The sequence below is a fragment of the Nitrospirota bacterium genome, from assembly GCA_040754395.1.
GTDB lineage: Bacteria > Nitrospirota > Thermodesulfovibrionia > Thermodesulfovibrionales > SM23-35 > JBFMCL01.
The window spans coordinates 60,554-82,703 of the sequence record JBFMCL010000005.1 but is presented as its reverse complement, the minus strand read 5'-3'; the positions used below and the strand labels follow the sequence as shown (position 1 = coordinate 82,703).

Genomic DNA, 22,150 nt, shown 5'->3' with positions numbered 1-22,150 from the left:
GGCAGCATGTCTAAGATGAGGGTAGCCGCTCTTTTTTCTGCCTCGATCCTTATTATCGGCATCTCCCTTCTCCTCGGTCCGCATACTATCAATCCATTCCAGATGAATGACGTCGAAAAGGAAATCCTGCTTTCCATACGTCTTCCGCGTGTTGTCATTGCGGCTCTCATGGGGATGGCGCTCGGCGCCTCTGGAGCTGTACTGCAGGGGATACTGAGAAACCCTCTTGCAGATCCCTACATTCTGGGGATATCAAGCGGCTCAGCCCTCACCGCAGCCTTCGGGCTTCTTTCCGGCTCATATCTTCTTGGAAAATTCACTGTCCCGCTGTCAGCTTTTCTTGGGGCTGCTGTCGTAAGTGTGCTGGTCGGCACATTCGGCTGGAAACAGGGCAGGCTCCTCCCTGAAAGACTCCTCCTCGCGGGAGTGGGGCTGAGTTTTCTGTGTTATGCAATCCTGATGCTTCTCATCAGCGTGTCCTCCAATGAAGGCATCAGGCGTGCCGTGCTCTGGATTTTCGGAGACCTCTCAATATCTGACTGGTCATTGATCCCCTACGGACTGGCATTTATCGCCGCAGGACTGTATATTGCCGCCTCCAGGGCAAAGGCACTGAATGCATTAATGCTCGGTGACGAACTCGCCCACAGCCTCGGGTTTTCAGTGCAGCGGGAAAGACTCCTGCTTTTTGTCTCTATTGCACTGATGACCTCCGCATCAGTCTCCCTCGGGGGAACGATCGGATTTATCGGCCTTCTCATTCCCCATATCGTCCGGTTCATTGTCGGCGCCGACAACAGAATCCTGATATCAGTATCCTCTGTCTGCGGTGGTGCGTTTCTCTGCCTCGCTGACCTGATCGGCAGATCAGTCATTCCCCCCATGGAAATCCCTTCAGGGATTATTACCGCAATTATCGGCTCACCGTATTTTCTCTATCTGCTGAGGAGGAGAGATGTTCTCAGTACATAGACAGAACATTCTGGAGCTTCAGGATGTCGGATTCAGTTATTACAGGCAGGGGAATTTTATTGAGAATCTTGCGTTCACCATCGGAGACGGGGAATTCATCGGTCTCCTTGGTGCAAATGGTTCCGGCAAATCCACGATTCTCAAACTTGCAGGAGGTCTGATAAGACCCCAAAACGGCAGCATACGTCTCTGGGGCAAACCCCTTGAGTCATACCGGAATAAAGACAGGGCAAAGCTCCTGTGCTACCTGCCGCAGCTTCTGGATGCCCGCATCCCCTTCAGGGTCAGGGAACTCGTTGCGATGGGGCTGTATCCCTATGATATCCCACCAGAAATGACCGTTGATGAGGCATTGCGTGCAGTGGGCCTCCGGGAAAAAGCTGATTCATATCTTGCAAACCTGAGCGGAGGTGAGAGACGAAGGGCTTTCATCGCAATGACGATTCTGCAGGGGGCAGGGCTTCTCCTGCTCGATGAACCTTTGGCAAACCTTGACATCAAATACCAGATAGAGTTTCAGAGGCTTCTCAGCGAACTGAGAGAGACAAAAAATATCTCGGTTATCATGGCACTTCATGACATCAATCTTGCGTTGCGGTTTGGGAAAGTGATACTCCTTAAAGAAGGAAAGGTCCTTGGCACAGGAAAGCCGGAAGAAGTTTTAACAGACAGCCTGCTTAAGGAAGCTCTCGATGTCAGTGTCGAAGTACGGCAGGATTCAGACGGTTCCTATATCCGGTATGGGCGTGCCCTTTAACTTCTGTCACTGCATTTCTGCCGTTACCGCGTGACCGGAATATGGCTTCTCAGAAACTGTTCCTGACTGTCATCCGACTGACAGACCAATGACAGACAATCAATACCTCACGCAATACTCTCATGACCTGTTCCATTGCTGCATTACAAGACAGGAACAGCGAACAGGGGTGTCCCTTCAGCGCCCTGAAAAACGTTATTTATGAAATCTTCTTTTTCACGGCCTTTACTGTCTTGGCGATCTTCTTTTCCACTTTTTTCGCATTCTTTGCGACCGTCTTTTTCACCGATTTTGCCTTTTTTGTGACTGTCTTTTTTACCGCCTTTGCCTTCTTCGCAACCTTTTTCGTCACTTTTGTCGCCATTCTTTCCTCCCTTAATAAAATTCGTAGTGGCAAAAAACAAACGTAATCGTAACAGACATATTTTGCGATGTCAATCAATTATTTCACCAATGTTTCATCAATTGTTGTTTGAGATTAGTTAAGCGTACCGCGAAAGAGCGGCAAAAATGCCTCTGTTCTGCAATGAAAGGAGCGCGAATGATCCGGGATAAGTATACCCTGAGCAAATACCGGATGAGTGAGAAAGGAAAATCAATTGCCCCGGCTTCTTCTGACTTTCTTGTTTTCGTACATCGCGTTATCCGCTCTGGTCAGAAGTTCATCAACTGTACACGGAGATTCGGGGTCATAATATGCAACACCAATACTCATTGAAATTTTGTAGGCAGGCGATACTCCGGAGTTATGCAAATCAATGTTGTTTTGCAGCCGTGAGATGATCATCTCAACATTGTCTCCGGCAGTTCCAATGGGAAAAACCACGAATTCGTCTCCTCCCATTCGGGCTATGATATCTGAATTCCGGTACGTTGCGGTCAAAATATCAGCGGCTCTGATCAGAATCTTGTCGCCTTCCTTATGGCCGAGGGTATCGTTGATATTCTTAAGACCGTCAAGATCGGCATAGAGAAGGAAGTGCCCCTGCCCAAGCCGGTTCGCTATCTTGAGCTGATGCTCTGCCAGTGCACCAAACCCTCTCCGGTTGTAAAGGCCGGTGAGTTCATCGGTAATTGACAGGCTTCGCAGTTCAACTTCCATCTGTTTTCTCTGCTCGATTTCCTGTTTTGCAAGTGACAGCTCGATCTCGATCTCGGCGACTTTCTTCAAAATGGATAGAACCGGACGGTTTTCGATCGGGAGGCCTTTCTTGTCGCTCTGCCAATGCAGATATCCGTATAAAAAGGGAAGCGCAAACACGGAGACGATCAGGCGGCTTACCAGTGTCCCCTGCATAATGCTGAAATATTCGGGAGTGCCCGCAAAGGCACCGGTCGCGAAAAGAATTACATCTAGCCACATGACCCCGAGAAGGGTTAAAAATGCACGTAGCCAGAGTTGTATCTTCAGAAAAGGCTTCCCAAAAACCTCCCAGACAATGGCAAGAAAAACCAGATCGAGCAATGTGGCAATCACCGAGGCCGCATTGATTCGCAGGCTCGGCACAGGCACATGCGCAACTGAATTATACCCTATCAAAGCAGCCTGAAAATGCAATGCTACAGCAACGAGCGGTACCATAATTGATACTCCCACAACGGTAGAAATCGCAATTCGCGTAGCCCTCGGGCCATCAAATACATACACGACAAAAACCCCTAAAAGCAGTGAGGTATAAAAAACCGTCGAACCAACCACAAAGGTAATTCCTGACACATGAACTTTCAGGCCTGCATCGGTAACCCAGGACATGATGGCGGTTATTCCGCCGATAAGGGCGTAGAAATGCACAGGTCCGAAACGATGGCGGAGCGAGTGCGCAGCAAGAACCATGAAGTATACCACCATCGCCTCGATTATCAGGATGACAACTTCAGTGCCCATTCGCCGTTATTCCCTCCCCGGTCCTGCCATGCATTTCCGGGCCGGTGAAAAGCCCGGCAGGTGCAAGGCGCTGTACCTCATTGTACCCGCATCCGCCTTCAGGCTGCGCTGAATATGGATCCACAACTATAATTATAATCCATGCCTGCAGTCTTTTCCCTTCTGATCTTTTTCCCCGGCGGGGAACATTCTTCAGGGTCGGCTGTCTTTTCTGTCTTTTATCCAGTACACAATGCCGAAGATTATCGCCACTATGGTTCCAGCAACTGTAATATAAATATGACTTCAACCACCAGCATCTCCTGTCATCTAGCAAAATACATACGATATCGCATTCATCAGAGGGAAAAAACTCTTTTGAAGATTCGCCCATAGGCCCTGGTCTCGATCCTCCCGTCACAGATAATGATCCTTCCCCTGTCGGTTTTCGCACGTATAAGCCTCCCGAACCCCTGCCTGAATTTCAGCACAGCTCTGGGGAGGCTGTATTCATAAAACGGGTTGCCTCCTTCCTTTTCAATCATCGCTGTCCGTGCCATGACAACCGGTTCGGTCGGAACTTCAAATGGAAGCTTGGTAATGATAAGAGATTTCAGTGAATTGCCCTGGACATCGATCCCTTCCCAGAAGGAATCAAGGCCAAACACGATACTGTTTTCGCTATCCCTCATGGTTTGAAGCATGACTCTGTTGGGCAGTTCTCCCTGAATCATTGGATTAAAACCCATCTGCTCAAGATCCTCAGCACAGAGTTTCCACGTCTTCTTCATAATATCCCGGGAGGTAAAGAGCACGAGAATTCCTCCGTCTCTTCTGGTTGCTTCGTCAATGATGACTTCCGCAAGTTTTTCCGGCCCATCCCTTTCCTTCAGATCCACCCCTTCCCTGATCACGACAGCAACCTGAGTTTTGAAATCAAAGGGGGAGGGAAGCGCTAGCTGCACAGAGTTTTCCACCCCGAGCACCTGTGCAATACAGCTGAAATTTCCTTCCACAGACAGCGTCGCGGAGGTAAGGATAATTGACTGGTATTCAGGCACAATACGGGTGAGAACAAATTCCCTGGGATATACAGGCGATATCCGCAATGCTGTCCTTCCATTCTCAATCTCCACCCACCTCACAACGCTTTCTTCCCCTGCGGTAAACTCCTCAAGACCGTATGAGAATACGCTGAGCTTTGCCAGCGCCGCAATAAGTTCGGTCTCTTCGTCTTCCTCGAAAAGACCGCTGACTGAAGTGCGTATGTCCTCGATAAGCGAGTGAATCGCCGCAGCAATACCAATAGTCATACCGGAATCTTTAAAAACACCTTCTATCATTTCCCTGTCCCTGTAGTTACTGTTCAGCATTGTCCAGAACATTCTCGCCTCAGCTCTCAGGGACTCAAGAGCAGAAAACAGATGGGGTGACTTCGAAAGCAGTCCCCTGTAATGTCCCCGCTCATCAGTCTTCAGCAGCCTGTTCAGCACGCTGTCAAACCCCCTGTTCGAAAGCGTGCTGCCGATCACTTCTGACAGGACATTGTCCAGCGCATGTGCTTCGTCAAGAATCATCACCTCTGCTATGGGCAGTATTCTCGCATCACCTGCAAGCATGCAGTTGATCCCTGTCAGTGCATGGTTCGCAACCACTATCTGCGCTTTTCCCCATTTCTGGCGTGCCCTGAAGTAGAAACACTGCCGGTAGTACCTGCATTTGTTACCCCTGCAGGCATCCGGATCTGCACATATCCTGTCCCAGAGAGAGGTTCTTCTGCCTTTGAATGTCTCGATGTCTCCGGTTTCCGTGTCCGATGCCCAAACCACAAAGCTCCTGTATTCTTCTGCTTCATATGAATCTTCATGCCGCAGCGCATTGAGGCGCCTCAGGCAGAGGTAATTTGACCGTCCCTTCGCTATCGCATAGGAAAACCCTTTCAGTCCGGAGAGAAACTTCAGGTCCTTTTCGACAAGCTGTTCCTGAAGGTTGATTGTTTTCGTGGACAATATCGTTTTCCTGCCGGAAAGGACGACCGGGATGAGATAGGCGAATGTCTTGCCGGTCCCTGTTCCTGCTTCTGCAAGGAGAATCCCGCCATGCTCAATATTCTCTGCACAGGCGCGCATCATATCGACCTGCGAAGGCCTCATCTCGTAATTCTTCATGGCCTCACTCACCGTATCCCTCAAAAAAGATTCTGAGTCCTCCGCCAGGTGAGATGCCTTTTTTCTTTTCATGTCTGTTGAATATCCTTTTCGATGTTACATTGTTTCGTTTCTTACCATTCGCGTGTAATATCAGAGATTCCCTGATTAATCTTAGTGAATAATCCTTGCGATAGTCAAAAGATTCCAAGCGGCCGAGAAATCAATGCTTCAATGTCTCTTAGCAAATCTTTCTTTGGAACATCATCCGATCCCCGAAAAGTCTGCGAATCGCAGGGCGGGGATGATGGTTTCCGGTATGTAATTGCCGTCGCAATAATCTATAATTACTAAAGGAAATGGTGCAGAATCCTCAGACAAAAGTTGACCTGGAAATACGGGCATTCAGACGATACGCAAGGGACTTCGACTGTATTGTCAGCATCGGCAAAAAGTCTTTTCAGGCAAAAACCTTTGATTACTCCTTTAACGGCATCAGCATTCTGACCGATGTATCAATTCCGCTCAGACCCGGGGATATCATATGCCTGACTGTGGATGGGCTGAAGCTGCGCCAGAAAGGCCGTGTGCAGTGGATACAGGCGATTCATTCCCGCCTTAGGGCCGGTATTCTTAAAACAGGTCCGATCAACGGCTCATTCAATGATTATGAACCATCAGATATTTTTCTCGGTCTTCAGAAAACCCTGAAGACAGGAATCCTCGATGTGCGCAAGGGGAATGTCATCAAAAATGTTTATATTAGAAACGGGAGCATCATATTCGCAGCATCAAATCAGGATGAAGATCGGCTCGGTGACATACTCCTCCTGTCCGGGAAAATCACTCGGGACCAGTATGCTGAAGTTTCAAGACTTAAGGAGCAGACCGGGAAACGTTATGCAGTAATACTCACCGGTGCAGGTTTTTTGCAGCCTGCCGGGCTTGTCACTGCAGTCGAACTGCAGGCAAAGCAGATTATTGAAAGCATTTTCTCCCTCAAAGACGCGGATTTTGAGTTCAGAGAGACTCCCTTCAGCCTGAAAGATGCGCCTGCATTGAGGCTTCCTGTCGCAGATCTGATCTTTGAAGAAACAAAGAGAAATGCGGATATCGGACTGCTTGAAAAACACCTCATGAACCATATAATAGATTTTTCAACAACTCCTCTGAACCTTTTCCAGAGTGTTGACCTGGATCCCGCAGACAGAACGGTCGTCTCGCTCGTCGACGGAAAAACACGAATGGAAGACATTGTAAGGCTCTCCCCTGAACCACCGGCCGAAACCCTGAAGACCATTTATGCTCTTCTGAAAGTAAGGATACTCGTCACAAAACAGGAGGATGAATCTCCTCACGGAATCAGTATTGCCGACGTGTTTGACAGAACCCAGGAACCCCCTCAGGAGTTGATCGAAAAGATACACGTAATGCATGCGCAATACAGCACTCTCGGATACTACGGTGTCCTCGGTCTGAAAAAAGATGCATCAGACGATGAGATCAAAAAGGCATTTTACCAAGCTGCAAAGGAATATCATCCTGACCGCAATTTCAGCCTCCCTGAAGATATGAAGAAAAAACTTATCGAGGTTTTCACCTATATCACCAACGCCTATATCACTCTCAGGGATCCTGAAAAAAGAAAGGAGCATGATGACAGCAAACCACCTCTCCAGTCCGGAACCGTGCAAAACAGGGAAATTGCCCAGTCCAAATTTTTCGAAGGGAAGATATTATTCAGAAAAAAGAAATTTGGTGAAGCAGCCGGCCTCTTTGCTTCCGCCGTATATTTTGACAGGTCTGTTGCGGTATTCCATTACTATCACGGCTGCGCCCTTGAAAGGGCCGGGAACCTGAAAGAAGCGGTCACCGCATTGAACAAAGCACTCGAACTGAAGCCTTCTGATCTCGATATCATGGCAGAGCTTGGACATGTCTACCTGAAACTCGGGTTCAAACTAAGGGCAAAGGGATATTTCACCAACGCCCTAAAGGTTAATTCTTCCCATAAAAGGGCTCTGGAGGGAATCGGAATCTCCGGGAAGGAATGACCCGGCCTTCCTGCTGAACTCTGTCCTCAATGCGTAACAGAGATCTCCCGGAATCTCACGGTCATTTCATTACTGTTCCGGCTTTTTTATTTTTTTCTTGAGTCTGGGCAGTACGACAAAGAGAATGACGATAATGCCAATGATAATGAATACTTCCAAGACGCCCTGCTCCTTTCCCGGGACATGCAGTGACCGGCATAATGCAAAATCTTATATCTGTCGCCGTCCCGGCAACATGAATACCGGAGTATTTTACCTTTTTCCCCTCAACAAAAGGAGCCTTTTCCATTCACTGAAAAACTCCTGCTCCTTCTGCCTGTCATTGTCAAACAAAAAACTGCACAGGGTTTTCGAAAAGTTCAGACGTATCAGCGGGGCATAGTTCAGTTCTCCCTCGTATTTCCTGAAATGGTGCTCATCAGGCTCAATCTCGCTGTCCTTCAACGCGAGGAAATACCACAGAAGAATGATTGCGTGGCGCTCATCAGGGTCAGTCTCCTTCTGTTCGTTCACGATATCAAGAATGGCATTAAGGATAATTTTCCTGATCTTTCCCATGTCTTCTTCTGAAGAGAGCATTTCGGCAAATCTGGTGGGGTAATAACGTTTTTCGATCCCGGGGCCCTTCTCTTTTCCGATCAACCCCAGGTGAAATCCTGCCTTCAGATAATCATTGTAATTGCTGCTGAAGAGGGAAAATTCCTTTCTGTACAAAAAAGCGCGACCATTGTCATGGATGATGATTTCCCGGACCCTTTCCGAGAAATTTCTGATGAACTCAGGAAGACGATTCCATGATTTTTTCCCGGCCATGACCTTGCTTGCAGTCAGCGCATAGTCCTGTACCGGTGTGCCGCGGTACAGAAACCGTGTCTTCATAGTCTCGTGAATGCCTTTTTTATGTACCGGCGTGCCCATCCACTCATCTATTTGCCCTCTGTGAAACCGGAGAAACCCATGGTTATTATGAAAGGGGATCTGGTTATGTCTGACAAGAAACCGGACCTTGTTCTCTGAAATCTGCAAATACTGGCTCACATCTTTTATGGTCATCCAGCTATTCATGTTGTTGTCATTTATATATCATATTTTTCTCATATTAATTTCATTCTCTATCATAGCATATTCTTCACAAAAAGCTCTGAGGAGCTGTCGTCTTACTGTACACCGAGGGATTCCTGTCACTGCATCTGGTTCGTAAGCAGAAAGCATAAAGGGCAAGATATCGTGCAGTGAGGTTAGAGTAAGCTCTTTCTCAGCGACTCAAGGAACCTGAGCCCGGAATATTTCGCGTGGTCATAGTGGTATTTCGGTAAAACATCGCGTTTCCATCTCCGGAATGTCTTCAAATCGTTCGAACCCAGCATGCCTCCGCGTTCGTGCATATCTTCGATGGCCTTTTCGATATCCTTCACGGAAAAATCCATCGGTAGTTCTACCGCAAGCATAACCCGGGAATCCCCGTTTCCGTATACATCAAATTCATACCTCACCCCATTCCATCTCCCCCTGAGTTTCTTGCAGCGGCTGACGCCATAGAATGTCAAATCCCCGAGAACAGACGATGCCTTATTGTCAAAGGGGAGTTCATCAGCCTCCCAGAAAAACCTCTGAATTTCCCTGTCAGTCAGTCTCTTTTTCATATCAGATCAGCAATTCACCCGCAACTGCCGTCATACACGCCTTTTATTGTATATCTTTTCGCACATGCATAACACAAAAAAATGTCCTTATGAAATGCGGGTCGCGTCTTCCGGAAAGAGCGGCCCGGGATGTGGGGATTGCTCTTTGACAGCATCTTTTCTTACAGACATGCGGCAATACCCTCAGAAGACAGCGTAGCCGGGGTATGCCTTAGGATTGCTCCCGAATATTATCGCGAGGGAATTTTGTGCAAACAACGAGGATGTGCATGAACAACAATGCTGCAGTCCCGTCCTATTTATTGCGTCTTTTCGCCTGTTCCAGCTCCTTTTTCAGAGCCTCTATCTCTTCCTTCAACTCGATCATCTTCAATTCTCTTCCGACAGCCGCCTCATAGAATTCCTCAAGCTCCCTGACTCTCCTGTAAAGCTCTTTTTCACTCATCTGCAACGCGGCTTCAATCTTCTTTCTCTCTGTGATATCACGTCCGACTGATTGATATTCAATGCGTCCATGCTCATCGAAGAGGATTCTGTGTGTCCATTGATGCCACCGTATCTCTCCCCCGTGGGGCACCACACGATGCTCGATCGTGACCACATTGTTCTCACCGCTGAGGGCAGAAAACGCCTTATTGACATATTCGCGGTCCTCCTCAAAAACCATCGGCAGAAAACTCTTCCCGGTCAGTTCCCTTTGCTTTTGCCCGAAACAGCGGCAATACGGCTCATTCACAAAGGTAATGATCCCGCCGGGCAGGAAGCGGCAAATCATCTCTGTCTGATCCTCAACAATCGAACGGTACTTTTTTTCAGAATCCCGCAATCTGCGTGTCTCTATTGCACGGACCACGACAGGCATCAGGTTCTTCATCTTAAAGGGCTTCAGCACATAATCAAATGCACCTGCCTTCATTGCATCTACTGCTGTCTGCACCAGACTGTTCCCTGTAATCACCACACATACCATCAGTGGCTCAATCTGATGGATCATGTGTATCAGCTCAAGTCCGTCAATCTCGGGCATTGAGAGATCAGTAATAACGATGTCATACGACTGTTCCCGCAAGGCACTCAGTGCATCCTTTGCTGTCAGAAACCCTTCTGCAGAATACCCGTTCTCGGAAAAAAAATCGCATAGCAGCGCGATTATCTCGCTCTGGTCATCGACTACCAAAATACGCCCTTTGGCGCGCCTTTTCCCTGAAGTGTCCGGCCTTCCCTGGGATTTTCCGATATCCTGATCCTGCATCGTCATATTCCGTCCAATCTGTTTACCACAAAATCATCCTTTATGCAATAATTGTAGTGCTATCGCGTCAATATTCAATCCTACCCGGGTAGGGATAATCGTGGATATTCCCATGAACTGCATGTAATTCCTTTACCGCAAATATTTTTTTATTGACAAGTTGCAGGTTTTATGTTTTTTATTGAATAAACTGGGTAAGGAGGTGATATCTGGATCCGGCGGAAAAACGACAGTTACTGATCAAAATATCAAAGGAGGTTTGATATGAAAAAAATTTTTTTATTGTTACTTATCATCTCGTTTCTGATTGTCTCCGCACCGCTGTATGCAGCAGAAAAAGCCCCTCTCGGGTTCGGCAATCTGGCAGTAAAAGCCGACTACATTAATTTCACCGAAAATGACATGGAAGACCTTGATGTTGACAAAGGGCTGTACCTTGGCCTTGAGGGATACGGCGAAATAGTCCCGAACCTTTACCTCGGCATGGAAGTCGGCTACACAAAGCCTGATGGAAAAGTTGATGTATTTATTCCGGAACTGGATGTGGTGAGGGTTGATACAGAGTTCACGTATATCCCGGTTGAACTGAACCTTAAATATGCGATACCGGTCAATCCGTTTATGGTCATCGATCTGGGCGCCGGTCTGTCCTACAATTATGCAAAGATCAAAATATCGGCAGACGGGATATCCGGCGATGACGATGACTGGCTTTTTGGCGGGCAGTTCTTCACCGACATAGTCTTCAAAATGGGACAGGTGTTCGTGAGTCTCAATGGGAAATACCAGATCACCGAAGATATCGAAATCAATGATTTTGATACGGATGTCAACGCCAACAACTGGAGAGTCGGAGGCCAGATAGGTATAATGTTCTGATATCATCTGCGTTACAGGGCAGAGCCATGCATGGCTCTGCCTTTTTTATTGACAGACGGGTTTCGTGTTCTGATCCCGCATAACCGGGGAAATACTCTCAACAGGGGTGCACCATAAAAAAACTTTCTTTATCGCTTTTGTGCCTCGTGATCGTATTGCTTGCTTTTTCAGCAGCACGTGCTGAACAGTCAATGCTCCGCATCCTCTATGTGAATGATTTCCATGGTTTTGCCGAACCGCATAAACCCTTCGGTTCGGATGAAGTGCTCGGAGGCATTGCATATCTCTCCTCAAGAGTGAATGCCCTCAGAAGCGAAAAACCCTCCATACTGCTTGCAGCAGGAGATATGATTCAGGGGGATAACTGGGCAACCATGACGACCGGTGCATCTGTCATTGAACTGATGAACCTCATGCGCTTCGATGCCATGGTTGTGGGCAATCATGAATTCGACTTCGGGCAGGATGTGCTCAGGAAGAGAATAGCGGAAGCAGAATTTCCTGTCCTCGGGGCAAACATTCAGGGTCTTGATGCTCTCAGGCCCTATGTCATTAAGGATATCGGGGGGATAAAGGCCGGAATCATAGGGGTAGTCACAGAAGAAACACCGGTGACAACTCATCCGCGAAACGTGACAGGGCTGACATTCCTTCCTCAAGAGACTACGGTAACAAGGTATATCCAAGAGATCAGTCCCGGGACAGATGTCATCATTGTCCTCTCCCACATCGGACATCAGGCCGACAGGGTTCTGGCAGCGCATGTTGAAGGGATCAATATAATTGTCGGCGGGCATTCCCATACCAGAATCGACAGTCCTGTACTTGCCGGAAAAACCATATTGCTTCAGGCCTGGGAGCATGCAAAGGCGCTCGGAGTCCTTGACATCACCATGGAGGACGGAAAGATCGTAAAGTCAGAGGGTCATCTGGAAATTATTTCGCCTGAACCCGGTACCGAGGACAGGGACGTGAGTTTTCTGGTCGAAAAATACCGCAAAAAGATTGATGCCGTACTCAGTGAGACGATAGGCGAAACTGACGTCGATCTGGACGGTGAAAATGTCCGCAGGAGGGAAACCAATCTCGGAAACCTTATTGCGGATATCATGAGAGAAACTTCGGGTGCAGACATGGCACTCATCAACGGCGGGGGAATCAGGACAAGCATCGGGAAAGGGGCTCTGACGGTGCAGAATATCTATTCGGTGTTGCCTTTCGACAACTACCTCGTGGCGGTCAGGCTCTCCGGGAAACAGATTAAGGGGGCTCTCGAACACGGTGTATCAGCCATAGAGGAAGGGGCCGGCAGGTTCCCTCAGGTCTCCGGTATTTCTTTCTCCTACGTCCGTTCAGCGCAGCCCGGTTCCCGGGTAAGGGACATTATTATCCGCGGCAAACAGATGGAACCGGACAGGGAATACCATGTTGCCACAAATGATTTCCTTGCGGCAGGAGGTGACGGATACGGTGCCTTCGGGGAAGCATTGAAATCCTCAAAGGATTTCTCTCTCGTCGGCGGAGTCATGACCGGCGAAAAACTCGTCTACAATGACTCCAGCAGATGGATAAGAGATGTTGTTATCGAATACATAAAAGACAAATGCAGAATATCCCCGTTGACAGAAGGAAGGATCAGAGAAATTCCCTGAGCATGAAGGTTTTTGTGGACAACATAGCTTACGAAATACTGCCAGGCATGAAGGTCAGGCACGCACTGCTCCGCGCAGGTCTCCTTGGGGAGATCGAGAAATCATGCAAGGTATACGACGAATGGGGAAATGAGGTTGGTCTTGACGGTGCGCTGTCAGAAGGTACAAAGATATTCACCAAATCCCGGCAGCAATGAGGCAGGCTTGTGCAGATTTTTCCTAATGCCGTGTGTCGAATGTAAGCAGATACGGCACCGCAGGATTACCCCCCCTATCCCTGAAATTTCTGAACTTCTGGGTATTCAGCCATATGATGTAGGTTTTTCCCGGTTCAAGCTGTACGTCGACAACACACGTCTTCCCGTCCTCAAGATACCGGGGATTGCTGATATGCTTCGGGAAATTCTCAGGTGCCACCTGCACCCATGACCAGCTGTTGTCCATCATTTCCCTGCTGAAGGTCACGCGTATTTCAGACAGCGAAGGGGCAACGTTTTCAGCGCCTGATTCGGGATGAGTGTTCACCACCACAGGGGCTGTTTCCCGCGCGGTCAATTCCGATGTCTGTCCCGCAGAAACACAGGCGGTGAGAAGGATTGAGAAAACCACGACACAAGAGAATTTCATGCCTGGTATTGTACCAGATTTCTCCGTCCGCCATCATGAATGCAGGGCACGCGTCTTCTTCCACCACGCATAGTACCATTCGCCGAAAACTATGGTTATGAGGGTTAACACAGATCCGGCGATTACATCCACCACATAATGATAGCGGCAGTAGACTGTCGAGAACAGAAGGGCCATCGCAACAGGGAAAACCACCAGAAAAAACCTTCTTCTGTAACGGTAGGAAAGATAGAGCACCGTGAGCACAATGCCGGTATGCCCGCTGGGAAACGCATCCCTCTTTATTCCCTCAAGCCTGTTCAGGAGGTTCTGCAGTGGTTCGGTAACAAAGAGCCCCTGCAGTTCCGCCGATTGGAGATGGGCTATGGTAAATCTCGGACCAAGGGCAGGAAAAAGGAGATAGCCGAGATAGGAGAGATAAAAGCAGAACAGAATCAGGAACAATGATTTGTTGAATTCTTCCCTCTGATTGCTTCGCAGAAGGAGCACTCCGAGGCTTATCGGAATGAAATAGTATGTTGTATATGCTATCTGCAGCAGATCTGTCATCAAAGGGTGCATGACGCTTTCAAGCATCACGGTAGGATGATTGCCAAATATCAGATAGTCAAGCCGGATCAGCAGCGGGTCAATATCCTCCGGATTCACGTAGTGCACAACCCACTCAAGACTGTCAAAAACTGCAAGCACGCATATGGTCGGAAATATCAGATCATAGAAAAAACTGAGGAACTTCCCGCTGTTTCTCAGTTTGAAGAACATGATCTGTCCTGCAAGAAGGCCGGAATACAGGAGCAGCAGCACAGGTGCCTTTGGTATGACGGGATAAAACAGTACCGTAAGAAAAAAAAGAAACATGAGGAAGAGAATGGTTACTGTATCTCCTGGTCTCTGTTTCCCGAGGTTTCTTGTGATCCCGCCCATCAAAGCTTGCTCAGAGCCCTTCCGACAGCCTTTGCCTTTTTGGAGATCCTTCTCGGGTTCCCTTTCCCTGAAGGTCTGTGATATTCCTCCGAGGGTCCGTTTTTTTCATCATACGGCGGCTCCCTTCTGCTAATGACTCGGAGAAAATCCTCTGATGCCACCGGCACGGAATCCCTCGACCATGCATGGTCAGCGATATCCCTGTCCGACGTAATAACGATCCACTGGCGTTTGACAGAGGAGACAAGGCGCTTTATGACCGCATCAGCGTTTTCCCCGATCCCCGAATATATAACACGCACACCGCCGGTGACTCCATGATGTTCATGTCCCTGCCCTGTTTTCCATCCGTCAAACACCACCGTGATGTCATGCCCCTTTCTTTTTCTGTAGGCAATCAGGCTTTCGATCAGCATGTCACGTTGCCTTTTCAGGTCTTCATGGTATATGCCGATGAGGTTATACCCGTCGATGATTATATGGGAAATCTCAGCACCTCCCTCTGTTATCGCTGAGTTACGCGGTATCCTTTCTGTTTCAGCCTTTCTATAATGCCCCTTGAGCCGACCAGATGTCCTGCTCCCACGATAACAAAATACGATTCTTTTGTCCGCAGGAAATCTTCGATTCGCGCAGTCATTGAGGTATTCCTTTCAAAAATGATCTTCTCATAAATGGCAGCCAGTCGCTGGTCATCCGGAATGCTCTTTATTATCAGGGATTCCATGCGTTCTGCATCCCCTGATCTCCATGCTGCAACCAGACCATCCACTTCCTTTCCGAACGATTCCAGATTCTTCATCGTATACAACAGAAGAGCTTCCTGATCTCTGTCGGGAAAGCCCGACAGAAGGGCTATCTGGGAGTCAATGCTCTCGAGCTCCCTGATCTTCTTTTTTCCGGAAGCAAGTGTAAGAAAATGCATGTCAATTCCGTACTCCGGAGTGTACCCCAGTCCGGCAAGCTCAAGGGATTCGAGTGTTAAGGCAAGAATCCAGGGTTTCTGCCTGTCAAGAATCAGCGGGGGAATATTGAACTGTTCAAATTTCTTTTTCACCAGTTCATAGGTCTCCCCCGAGACATGGTTTTGCAGCGAATCATTTCCCGGATAGAATGCGGTTTCGAGCAATTTCTGCATGTCTGCTTTGCTCACATCGTCAATATTCGCCTCAACAACAAGGATATCTGCTTTTTCGAACGCATTCCTGATTGTTTCACCGAGAGGATATGCATCTTTCTTCATGAAATGAATGGAACCCAAAAGATATAGCGTGCTTTCTTCCGAACGGACTTCCCAGAGAAAACTCTTGTCATCACCGGAACCCGCATGGAGTAGAGGGACGCATACGCCGAGCACAAGGAGGACAAGAACCAGAGACAGAATTCCGTTGCGGTATTTTTTCATTTCATTCCATCGTGCGGTTTTTCTAAGAACCAGGAAAATATATTAACAGATTTCCTGTGTTTTCCGGAGAACAGGGGAAACATTGTGGGTTACATGACAAAAAATGGCAGTGTTGTATGCCCCACAAGCACTACATGCAAGGAAAACCTCGCATCCCCCACCCGGGTAGGATGCAAAAAATCCCATAAAGTCGCATACTTAAAGAGAGAGAAAAGACGATTGCGAATTTATGGAGTCAATCGGACTCCGGTATGAAGGGACAGATAACGGGCATAAAGCTTGCTTAGTATGACATATTGCGTATATTGTATGACAATTGTAGACTCCTGATATTCGCTCGTAAATAGACTGAGATTAAATATTATTGCATCAATGGAGGTAACGCATGTACCTGAAGAAACACAATAGGCACAAGGGGATTCTTTCCCTTGCAGGACTGTTTTCTTTCCTGGCTGTACTCTCGATTACAGCCCTTCCCGCATATGCCGGCTTTAACGACTGTGCGATTGACTGGAACAAGTTCAACAGTCCGGGATATACCGCAGATTATACCTATAAGGGCCAGATCATACGCGATCATGAGTCAACAGGCTCCGGAGACCCCTCTCACGGGCAGGCGAATGTCCCGCCAGAAGCAACTGACCTTGCTTCCGGCGCCACATCATCGATTAATCCCGGGCCAAACGCCACGCCTTCTTTCGGGTACTACGACGGAGACACTCAATATGATCCGACAAATCTCTCTACAATGAATGACGATTACATCTTTTTCCGCATGCGCCTGACCGGAGACCCTTCCACAAACAAAAACGATTTCAAATCATACCACTGGAATGTGCTGTTTGACATTGATGCAGACGGGTACAAGGAATACTGGATCGACATTGACGGAGGATACGATTCGACAAGTAAGGACTACGACAGGCTTCAGGTGCTGTACGACAACCGCAACAGCCAGATCCTCAACCCGGACGAGCAGGGTGTCAGGGTAAATTTTTTCAGGGCATATAACAGAGACATCGCCGGGTCCTGCCCCGTAGGATCTCCGGGAAGGTCCCATACCCGGGTAATACCGGCAAACGACGGCACCGGGGACTATTTTATCGAGGAGCAGATCCCTATGACCGCGTTCAAGGACAGCAACGGCAACCAGTTGCTGTATCCCGATTCCCCTGTTGCCTTCGTCTTCTCGACCGGAGCATCGAATCAGGATCCTTTGCAGAAGGACTGGATGATGGATCTGAATTATCTCTCTGACGCAGATCCGATCACATTCGGTGACATCATCATCCCCCAGGGCACACCGATTATCGAATTTGCCGATGTCAACCTCAATTTTGTCAGTCTCTATTCGATCGGCGCCAATGTGTATATTTATCTGAATGACCGTTTTGCGAATAGAAATCCAGGTGTTGAGGAGTTTGTAGATGTAACGGTTACGGATCCCGTCACCGGAGATGATGAAGTGGTCAGGCTCCGTGAAACAGGCCCGAATACCGGAATTTTTGTCAATAAGGGAACAGGCAGCACCATACTCCAGACGGTAGTATCTGACGGCAACTTCAATAACAGCGATAACAGCGGCTCCCTTGAAGTGCTTTCAAAAAATACCATATATGTCTCCTATACAAATTCAAGGGCATATACCGTGACAGACAAGGCGGTCATGCTCGGGACCTGCGATGCGTTAATTCAGTTCACCCGTGCAAACGGACTTCCCTCGGAGAATTTCGTCCTCACAAACAACCAGTGGACCAGCGATAAGCTCTATGTAACGATTACGGATTTTTCTGCCAATACCAACCCGAACACCCAGCAGACAATCACTGTCAGCCTCTCGGGAAATGACAGCCAGACACTGACGCTGACCGAGACCGGAAATAATACCGGGGTCTTCCGCAACACTGCAGGACTGAATACAATGATTGCCGTGTTACCCATTCTTCCGAATGACAGTCTCTGGGAGGACAATGACGGCGGTGCGGTCACTGCAACCTATAACTACCAGTGCGGCGGCTCCTCGCGCACTGAAACCACGAGGGCAACCCTTTTCGTTGTCCCCGGCGGAGGAAGGGTATATTTTACTGACATCGGCGGCACACTTGACGTTGAACTCTACGGCCCCGGTCAGCAGGTCTATCTGAAGGTAGTCGATTTTACGAACTGCGCCGGGGGTACAGCACCGATCGCATTAACCGTCACGATCACGAGTTCCAGCGGAGACTCCGAATCGGTCACCCTCCGTGAGACCTCTCCGGGGTCGGGAGTTTTCAGAAATATACCCTCTCTGCTTACAACCGCAACTTTTACCGGAACGTTTGTACGCAACAATGGTCTCCTCGAAGCGTCCGACAGGGATATCCTCACGGTCACCTATCAGGACTGCAATGACGGAGATAATGAACCCACAAACAATAATAAAACAGATACCGCAAAATATAATGCCCCTGCGATCGTCATCAATGAGGTGCTTTTTTATCCGGAAAAAATCGTGGAACAAAGCTGTCAGACTGAATATGTGCAGCTCTACAATGCCTCAACTGCAGCGGTCAATGTAACAGGTTACAGGATTACCGACGGCGACGGGTTCACGTTTACCATCCCGCAGTTCAACAATGCGGACATCATGCTGGCTTCCCGGCAGAAACTCTATGTCTTCCTGTACGAAATAGTGCCGCAGCATCAAGAGGTGAATGGCACATACTATCTTTTTGCGCAATCGTATAATAAGTATTGCGCGGTATCGAACACTCCCTGCGCCACTGACAGCAACTGTTCAGGCGGTGATGATGTGTGCATTTCTTTCCCGTCCGATGATTTCGGAGACCCGCGGAACTCCTCCCCATCAGACCAGATACTGCTCTATAATTCCGGAGGAGAGGTTGTAGACTATGTGGCATGGAGTTCCACCATCACCCTGGATACCGATTTTCTGGGAGACGATTCTCCTGCGGTCGCAAAAGGGATATGGCAGGACGATGCATTTGTGAATGTAAGCACCGTATCTCCCGGCTGGTCGATCAGGAGAACATCCGACGGATTCGACAGCAACACCACGAACGACTGGAGCTACAATCAGACGGCAAAGATCTGTGAGCAGCTCGTAATCACCCGTGCGGTCATATCCTCATTCTCGGCAGGAGTTGAGAACGGCAGGACAGTGGTAACCTGGACAACTGCATCTGAAACAGGTACTGTCGGATTCTATCTCTACCGCCTGGATAAGGCATCGGGGGAATATCTGCAGGTCAATGACAGACTTCTTCCGGGACTGCTCACTGCTCCCCAGGGAGGCACCTACAGATATGTGGACAACAATGCATTTGCCGGCAACTCCTATGAGTATCTGCTTGTCGAGATTGAATCAAGCGGGAAAAACAACACCTATGGACCATACCGAGTACAGGCAAACAATCACCTCTCAGCATTCGGCATGAGCGGAAAACGGCATGCCGGATACAGCAGGACTGCACATGAGCTCTCTGCCCGCCGCGTCTCACAGGCAACAGCCGGAATCCTCGCAGGCGGAACAATTCAGGACACAGAGAAATCAAGGTATTCCGCACTTTCCCGCAAACCGTCTCCCTCGCTCCCGCCCGCCCCTGCCGCCCCGAATCAGACGGCAGCCGCCAAGATAACGGTAGGAGAAAACGGTCTCTATTTCATCAATAAGGCTGATATCTCTTTCCTGCTCCAGGGCGGCACTGCAAATCCTGCGCTAAGCAGTCAGTTGAGCCTCAAGAACCGTGGAAAGGATCACGCCTATTTGGTTGCTGATAACAACGCAGGAATCTATTTCTACGGGGTGGGTATTGAAAGCCTTTATACCGACAAGAATGTCTACCGGCTTGAAAAAGGCAAAGCAATGCTCATGGAGAGCATCTCCGGAAGGAGCCCTGTTCCTGCTTCTGTTGTACAGACATTTTTCGATACAGTCCATTATGAGGAAGACCTCTGGACCGCAACAGGCCTATTCACTGATCCTGAGTCCGATTACTGGCTATGGGACTATATAGTCGCTGACGACCCCGACTGGGGCAGCATCAGCATTGATATCAATGCGGGCGGAGTTGCCGGGGTATCCGGCAGTGCGATCCTTACCGTCAACCTCGTGGGCGCGACGAACACAGACCATCATGTGTCTGTAAGCATGAATGGCACCGAAATCGGGGAAAGCACCTGGTATGGCGCCAAGCCGCACACTTTCAGCGTCTCTTTCAGCCAGTCACACCTGACCGACGGGAATAATACCGTGAGACTGAACGGTCTGCTCGACGCAGGTGTCCCTTACAGCATCGTGTATATCGATTCCCTTGATCTGAGCTATCACCGGCTCTACAGAGCGGAAAATGATCAGTTGCTCGCCAGAGCAAACGGGAATCCTGTAGTGACTGCCGAAGGATTTACCGACCCGAAAATCCTTGTTTTCGATGTCACCAGACCGGACAAGGTCAAACTCATACAAGGAACGACAATTGACAGTAAAGGACCCGGCAATTACCGCGCAAGTTTCATGCCGTCATCCCCTGCTTCTGTATATTTTATACTCTCGTCCAAAGCCATCAAATCTCCTCTTTCTGTCCTTGCGGACCATCCTTCCCAGCTCAGGAGCAGGACAAACAGCGCCGATTATCTGGTCATCACCCCGAAGGAACTCAAGGGAGCATCACAGGCGCTTGCAGACTACCGGAAATCCCAGGGACTGAAAACCGCAGTGGTAGAGATAGAAGACATCATGGACGAATTCAGCGACAGTATCTTTTCACCTGAGGCAATCAGGAAATTCCTCGCATATGCCTACTACAGCTGGAATAAGGCACCCCGCTATGTCGCGCTTGCAGGAAAGGGCACGGAAGATTACAAGGACAGGCTCGGATACGGAACGAATCTCATGCCTCCTTTCATCATCGGCACACCTGACGGCCTGTTCCCTTCAGACAACCGTTATGCTGACGTAAACGGAGATCATGTGCCTGAGATGTCGATAGGCAGACTGCCTGCGGTTTCCTCACAGGAACTCCAGAATCTGCTGAATAAAATAATTTCCTATGAAAGCTCGTCAGGCGGAGACTGGAAGAACCGTATTCTCATGCTTGCCGATTATCCTGAACCCGGAGGGAATTTCCCTGCAGACAGCGATGCGGTTGCTGCGCTTGTACCTTCCCAGTATACGACAGAAAAAATCTATCTCTCTGACCATTCCGTGTCGGAAGCACGGAGTCTTACCCTGAACGGCATCAACCGCGGGGCCGTGGTGCTGAATTATATCGGTCACGCGGGCTTCGACCGGCTGTCCCAGGACGGTCTCCTGACAACAGATGATGTTGCCTTAATGAATAACATGGAGCGTCTCCCTGTTCTGACCGCCATGACCTGCCTTACCGGAGACCATACGGTCCCCGGGCTGGATACATTGGGTGAAGCGCTGATCCTGAAACAGAACGGGGGAGCTATTGCGGTGTTCTCACCAAGCGGGATGTCCATGAATCCTGAAGCGGTCGCTCTGGACAAGGCGTTTTTCCAGTCATATCTTGTGGACAATACAAAAGTCCTCGGAGACATTGTCCGCAAGACCCTGGAAAAGGGTGGCATAATGGGTGTCTCCGGATATATAATGGACTTATACGGCGTTACCGGTGACCCGGCACTGAGACTAAAATAGACAATAATGCATACTGACGGCAGAATCTGGTCGGAAACCTTTGTAAAGAAGGAGGACATTGTTCACCGCTCGATCGCGGGAGAAACCATCCTTGTTCCGGTCAAGGGAAAACTGGCTGATATGCAGAGGATTTTTGCACTGAATCCTGTGGCTGCATTCGTGTGGAATCAGCTGGATGGCAGAAAAACGCTCGGTGATATCCGGAGTGAAACCATCAGCCACTTTGAGGGCGGCCAGGGGCAGGCAGATGCCGATATCGAGGAGTTCATCGCCCAGCTTCTGAAAGAAGGGTTGATTCTCAGAAAAGAATAA

Annotated in this window: 19 protein-coding genes; 8 read left to right on the top strand and 11 right to left on the bottom strand. The window is 48.9% G+C overall.

What is annotated here, in order from left to right:
- Positions 1–6 precede the first annotated feature (6 nt).
- Both AB1552_03955 and AB1552_03950 read left to right on the top strand, forming a co-directional pair.
- Entirely contained in the window at positions 7–972 is a 966-nt protein-coding gene (locus tag AB1552_03955; GenBank protein MEW6052930.1) for an iron ABC transporter permease, read from the top strand.
- On the top strand, positions 956–1,729 hold the full coding sequence (locus AB1552_03950; protein MEW6052929.1) for an ABC transporter ATP-binding protein: 774 nt from the start codon (positions 956–958) through the stop codon (positions 1,727–1,729). The genes AB1552_03955 and AB1552_03950 overlap by 17 nt, the downstream gene beginning before the upstream one ends.
- A gap of 199 nt (positions 1,730–1,928) precedes the next feature.
- Here AB1552_03950 and AB1552_03945 read toward each other — a convergent pair whose 3' ends face one another.
- The 4 genes from AB1552_03945 to AB1552_03930 all read right to left on the bottom strand — a co-directional run bounded on the left by AB1552_03945 (position 1,929) and on the right by AB1552_03930 (position 5,833).
- Entirely contained in the window at positions 1,929–2,093 is a 165-nt protein-coding gene (locus AB1552_03945) for a hypothetical protein (protein ID MEW6052928.1), read from the bottom strand.
- 231 nt (positions 2,094–2,324) lie between these two features.
- Positions 2,325–3,614 carry a diguanylate cyclase gene (locus tag AB1552_03940; protein ID MEW6052927.1) on the bottom strand — a complete coding sequence of 430 codons (1,290 nt, stop codon included), beginning with the start codon at positions 3,612–3,614 and terminating at the stop codon, positions 2,325–2,327.
- Complete coding sequence (locus AB1552_03935) at positions 3,604–3,903, bottom strand: hypothetical protein (GenBank protein MEW6052926.1); 300 nt, start codon at positions 3,901–3,903, stop codon at positions 3,604–3,606. The genes AB1552_03940 and AB1552_03935 overlap by 11 nt, the downstream gene beginning before the upstream one ends.
- Positions 3,904–3,952: 49 nt before the next feature.
- Positions 3,953–5,833 carry a helicase C-terminal domain-containing protein gene (locus AB1552_03930; GenBank protein MEW6052925.1) on the bottom strand — a complete coding sequence of 627 codons (1,881 nt, stop codon included), beginning with the start codon at positions 5,831–5,833 and terminating at the stop codon, positions 3,953–3,955.
- Positions 5,834–6,099: 266 nt separating this feature from the next.
- Between AB1552_03930 and AB1552_03925 the strand changes: the two genes are divergently transcribed.
- A complete protein-coding gene (locus AB1552_03925) occupies positions 6,100–7,794 on the top strand; it encodes a DnaJ domain-containing protein (protein ID MEW6052924.1) in 1,695 nt (564 codons plus the stop codon).
- Between the two features lie 252 nt (positions 7,795–8,046).
- Here the strand turns inward: AB1552_03925 and AB1552_03920 are convergent, their stop codons facing one another.
- From AB1552_03920 to AB1552_03910, 3 genes are all read right to left on the bottom strand, one after another.
- Complete coding sequence (locus AB1552_03920) at positions 8,047–8,847, bottom strand: helix-turn-helix domain-containing protein (protein MEW6052923.1); 801 nt, start codon at positions 8,845–8,847, stop codon at positions 8,047–8,049.
- Positions 8,848–9,032: 185 nt separating this feature from the next.
- Entirely contained in the window at positions 9,033–9,437 is a 405-nt protein-coding gene (locus AB1552_03915; GenBank protein ID MEW6052922.1) for a hypothetical protein, read from the bottom strand.
- Positions 9,438–9,732: 295 nt separating this feature from the next.
- Positions 9,733–10,689 carry a response regulator gene (locus AB1552_03910; GenBank protein MEW6052921.1) on the bottom strand — a complete coding sequence of 319 codons (957 nt, stop codon included), beginning with the start codon at positions 10,687–10,689 and terminating at the stop codon, positions 9,733–9,735.
- 264 nt (positions 10,690–10,953) lie between these two features.
- Between AB1552_03910 and AB1552_03905 the strand changes: the two genes are divergently transcribed.
- The 3 genes from AB1552_03905 to AB1552_03895 all read left to right on the top strand — a co-directional run bounded on the left by AB1552_03905 (position 10,954) and on the right by AB1552_03895 (position 13,417).
- Entirely contained in the window at positions 10,954–11,568 is a 615-nt protein-coding gene (locus tag AB1552_03905; GenBank protein MEW6052920.1) for an outer membrane beta-barrel protein, read from the top strand.
- A 146-nt stretch (positions 11,569–11,714) separates the two neighbouring features.
- Entirely contained in the window at positions 11,715–13,220 is a 1,506-nt protein-coding gene (locus tag AB1552_03900; GenBank protein MEW6052919.1) for a 5'-nucleotidase C-terminal domain-containing protein, read from the top strand.
- Between the two features lie 14 nt (positions 13,221–13,234).
- Complete coding sequence (locus AB1552_03895) at positions 13,235–13,417, top strand: hypothetical protein (protein ID MEW6052918.1); 183 nt, start codon at positions 13,235–13,237, stop codon at positions 13,415–13,417.
- A gap of 22 nt (positions 13,418–13,439) precedes the next feature.
- Here the strand turns inward: AB1552_03895 and AB1552_03890 are convergent, their stop codons facing one another.
- From AB1552_03890 to AB1552_03875, 4 genes are read right to left on the bottom strand one after another with little or no spacing between them, the layout of a single operon-like run.
- Positions 13,440–13,847, bottom strand: coding sequence for an Ig-like domain-containing protein (locus AB1552_03890; GenBank protein MEW6052917.1), 408 nt, complete (start codon positions 13,845–13,847; stop codon positions 13,440–13,442).
- A 33-nt stretch (positions 13,848–13,880) separates the two neighbouring features.
- Entirely contained in the window at positions 13,881–14,771 is an 891-nt protein-coding gene (locus AB1552_03885) for a phosphatase PAP2 family protein (protein MEW6052916.1), read from the bottom strand.
- Positions 14,771–15,244 (bottom strand): NYN domain-containing protein, encoded by a 474-nt coding sequence (locus AB1552_03880; protein ID MEW6052915.1) that lies wholly within the window; start codon positions 15,242–15,244, stop codon positions 14,771–14,773. The genes AB1552_03885 and AB1552_03880 overlap by 1 nt, the downstream gene beginning before the upstream one ends.
- Positions 15,245–15,276: 32 nt before the next feature.
- The gene (locus AB1552_03875) at positions 15,277–16,176 is read right to left on the bottom strand and encodes a TraB/GumN family protein (GenBank protein MEW6052914.1); all 900 of its coding nucleotides are present in this window, start codon (positions 16,174–16,176) and stop codon (positions 15,277–15,279) included.
- A gap of 385 nt (positions 16,177–16,561) precedes the next feature.
- Between AB1552_03875 and AB1552_03870 the strand changes: the two genes are divergently transcribed.
- Positions 16,562–21,838, top strand: a complete 5,277-nt coding sequence (locus AB1552_03870) for a C25 family cysteine peptidase (GenBank protein MEW6052913.1) — start codon at positions 16,562–16,564, stop codon at positions 21,836–21,838.
- Positions 21,839–21,844: 6 nt separating this feature from the next.
- Positions 21,845–22,150 (top strand): PqqD family protein, encoded by a 306-nt coding sequence (locus AB1552_03865; protein MEW6052912.1) that lies wholly within the window; start codon positions 21,845–21,847, stop codon positions 22,148–22,150.

Coding starts and splice junctions, on each gene's coding strand:
- AB1552_03955 (MEW6052930.1), top strand. CDS start 7: ATGTCTAAGATGAGGGTAGCCGCTCTTTTTTCTGCCTCGATCCTTATT.
- AB1552_03950 (MEW6052929.1), top strand. CDS start 956: ATGTTCTCAGTACATAGACAGAACATTCTGGAGCTTCAGGATGTCGGA.
- AB1552_03945 (MEW6052928.1), bottom strand. CDS start 2,093: ATGGCGACAAAAGTGACGAAAAAGGTTGCGAAGAAGGCAAAGGCGGTA.
- AB1552_03940 (MEW6052927.1), bottom strand. CDS start 3,614: ATGGGCACTGAAGTTGTCATCCTGATAATCGAGGCGATGGTGGTATAC.
- AB1552_03930 (MEW6052925.1), bottom strand. CDS start 5,833: ATGAAAAGAAAAAAGGCATCTCACCTGGCGGAGGACTCAGAATCTTTT.
- AB1552_03925 (MEW6052924.1), top strand. CDS start 6,100: ATGGTGCAGAATCCTCAGACAAAAGTTGACCTGGAAATACGGGCATTC.
- AB1552_03920 (MEW6052923.1), bottom strand. CDS start 8,847: ATGACCATAAAAGATGTGAGCCAGTATTTGCAGATTTCAGAGAACAAG.
- AB1552_03915 (MEW6052922.1), bottom strand. CDS start 9,437: ATGAAAAAGAGACTGACTGACAGGGAAATTCAGAGGTTTTTCTGGGAG.
- AB1552_03910 (MEW6052921.1), bottom strand. CDS start 10,689: ATGCAGGATCAGGATATCGGAAAATCCCAGGGAAGGCCGGACACTTCA.
- AB1552_03905 (MEW6052920.1), top strand. CDS start 10,954: ATGAAAAAAATTTTTTTATTGTTACTTATCATCTCGTTTCTGATTGTC.
- AB1552_03890 (MEW6052917.1), bottom strand. CDS start 13,847: ATGAAATTCTCTTGTGTCGTGGTTTTCTCAATCCTTCTCACCGCCTGT.
- AB1552_03885 (MEW6052916.1), bottom strand. CDS start 14,771: ATGGGCGGGATCACAAGAAACCTCGGGAAACAGAGACCAGGAGATACA.
- AB1552_03875 (MEW6052914.1), bottom strand. CDS start 16,176: ATGAAAAAATACCGCAACGGAATTCTGTCTCTGGTTCTTGTCCTCCTT.
- AB1552_03870 (MEW6052913.1), top strand. CDS start 16,562: ATGTACCTGAAGAAACACAATAGGCACAAGGGGATTCTTTCCCTTGCA.
- AB1552_03865 (MEW6052912.1), top strand. CDS start 21,845: ATGCATACTGACGGCAGAATCTGGTCGGAAACCTTTGTAAAGAAGGAG.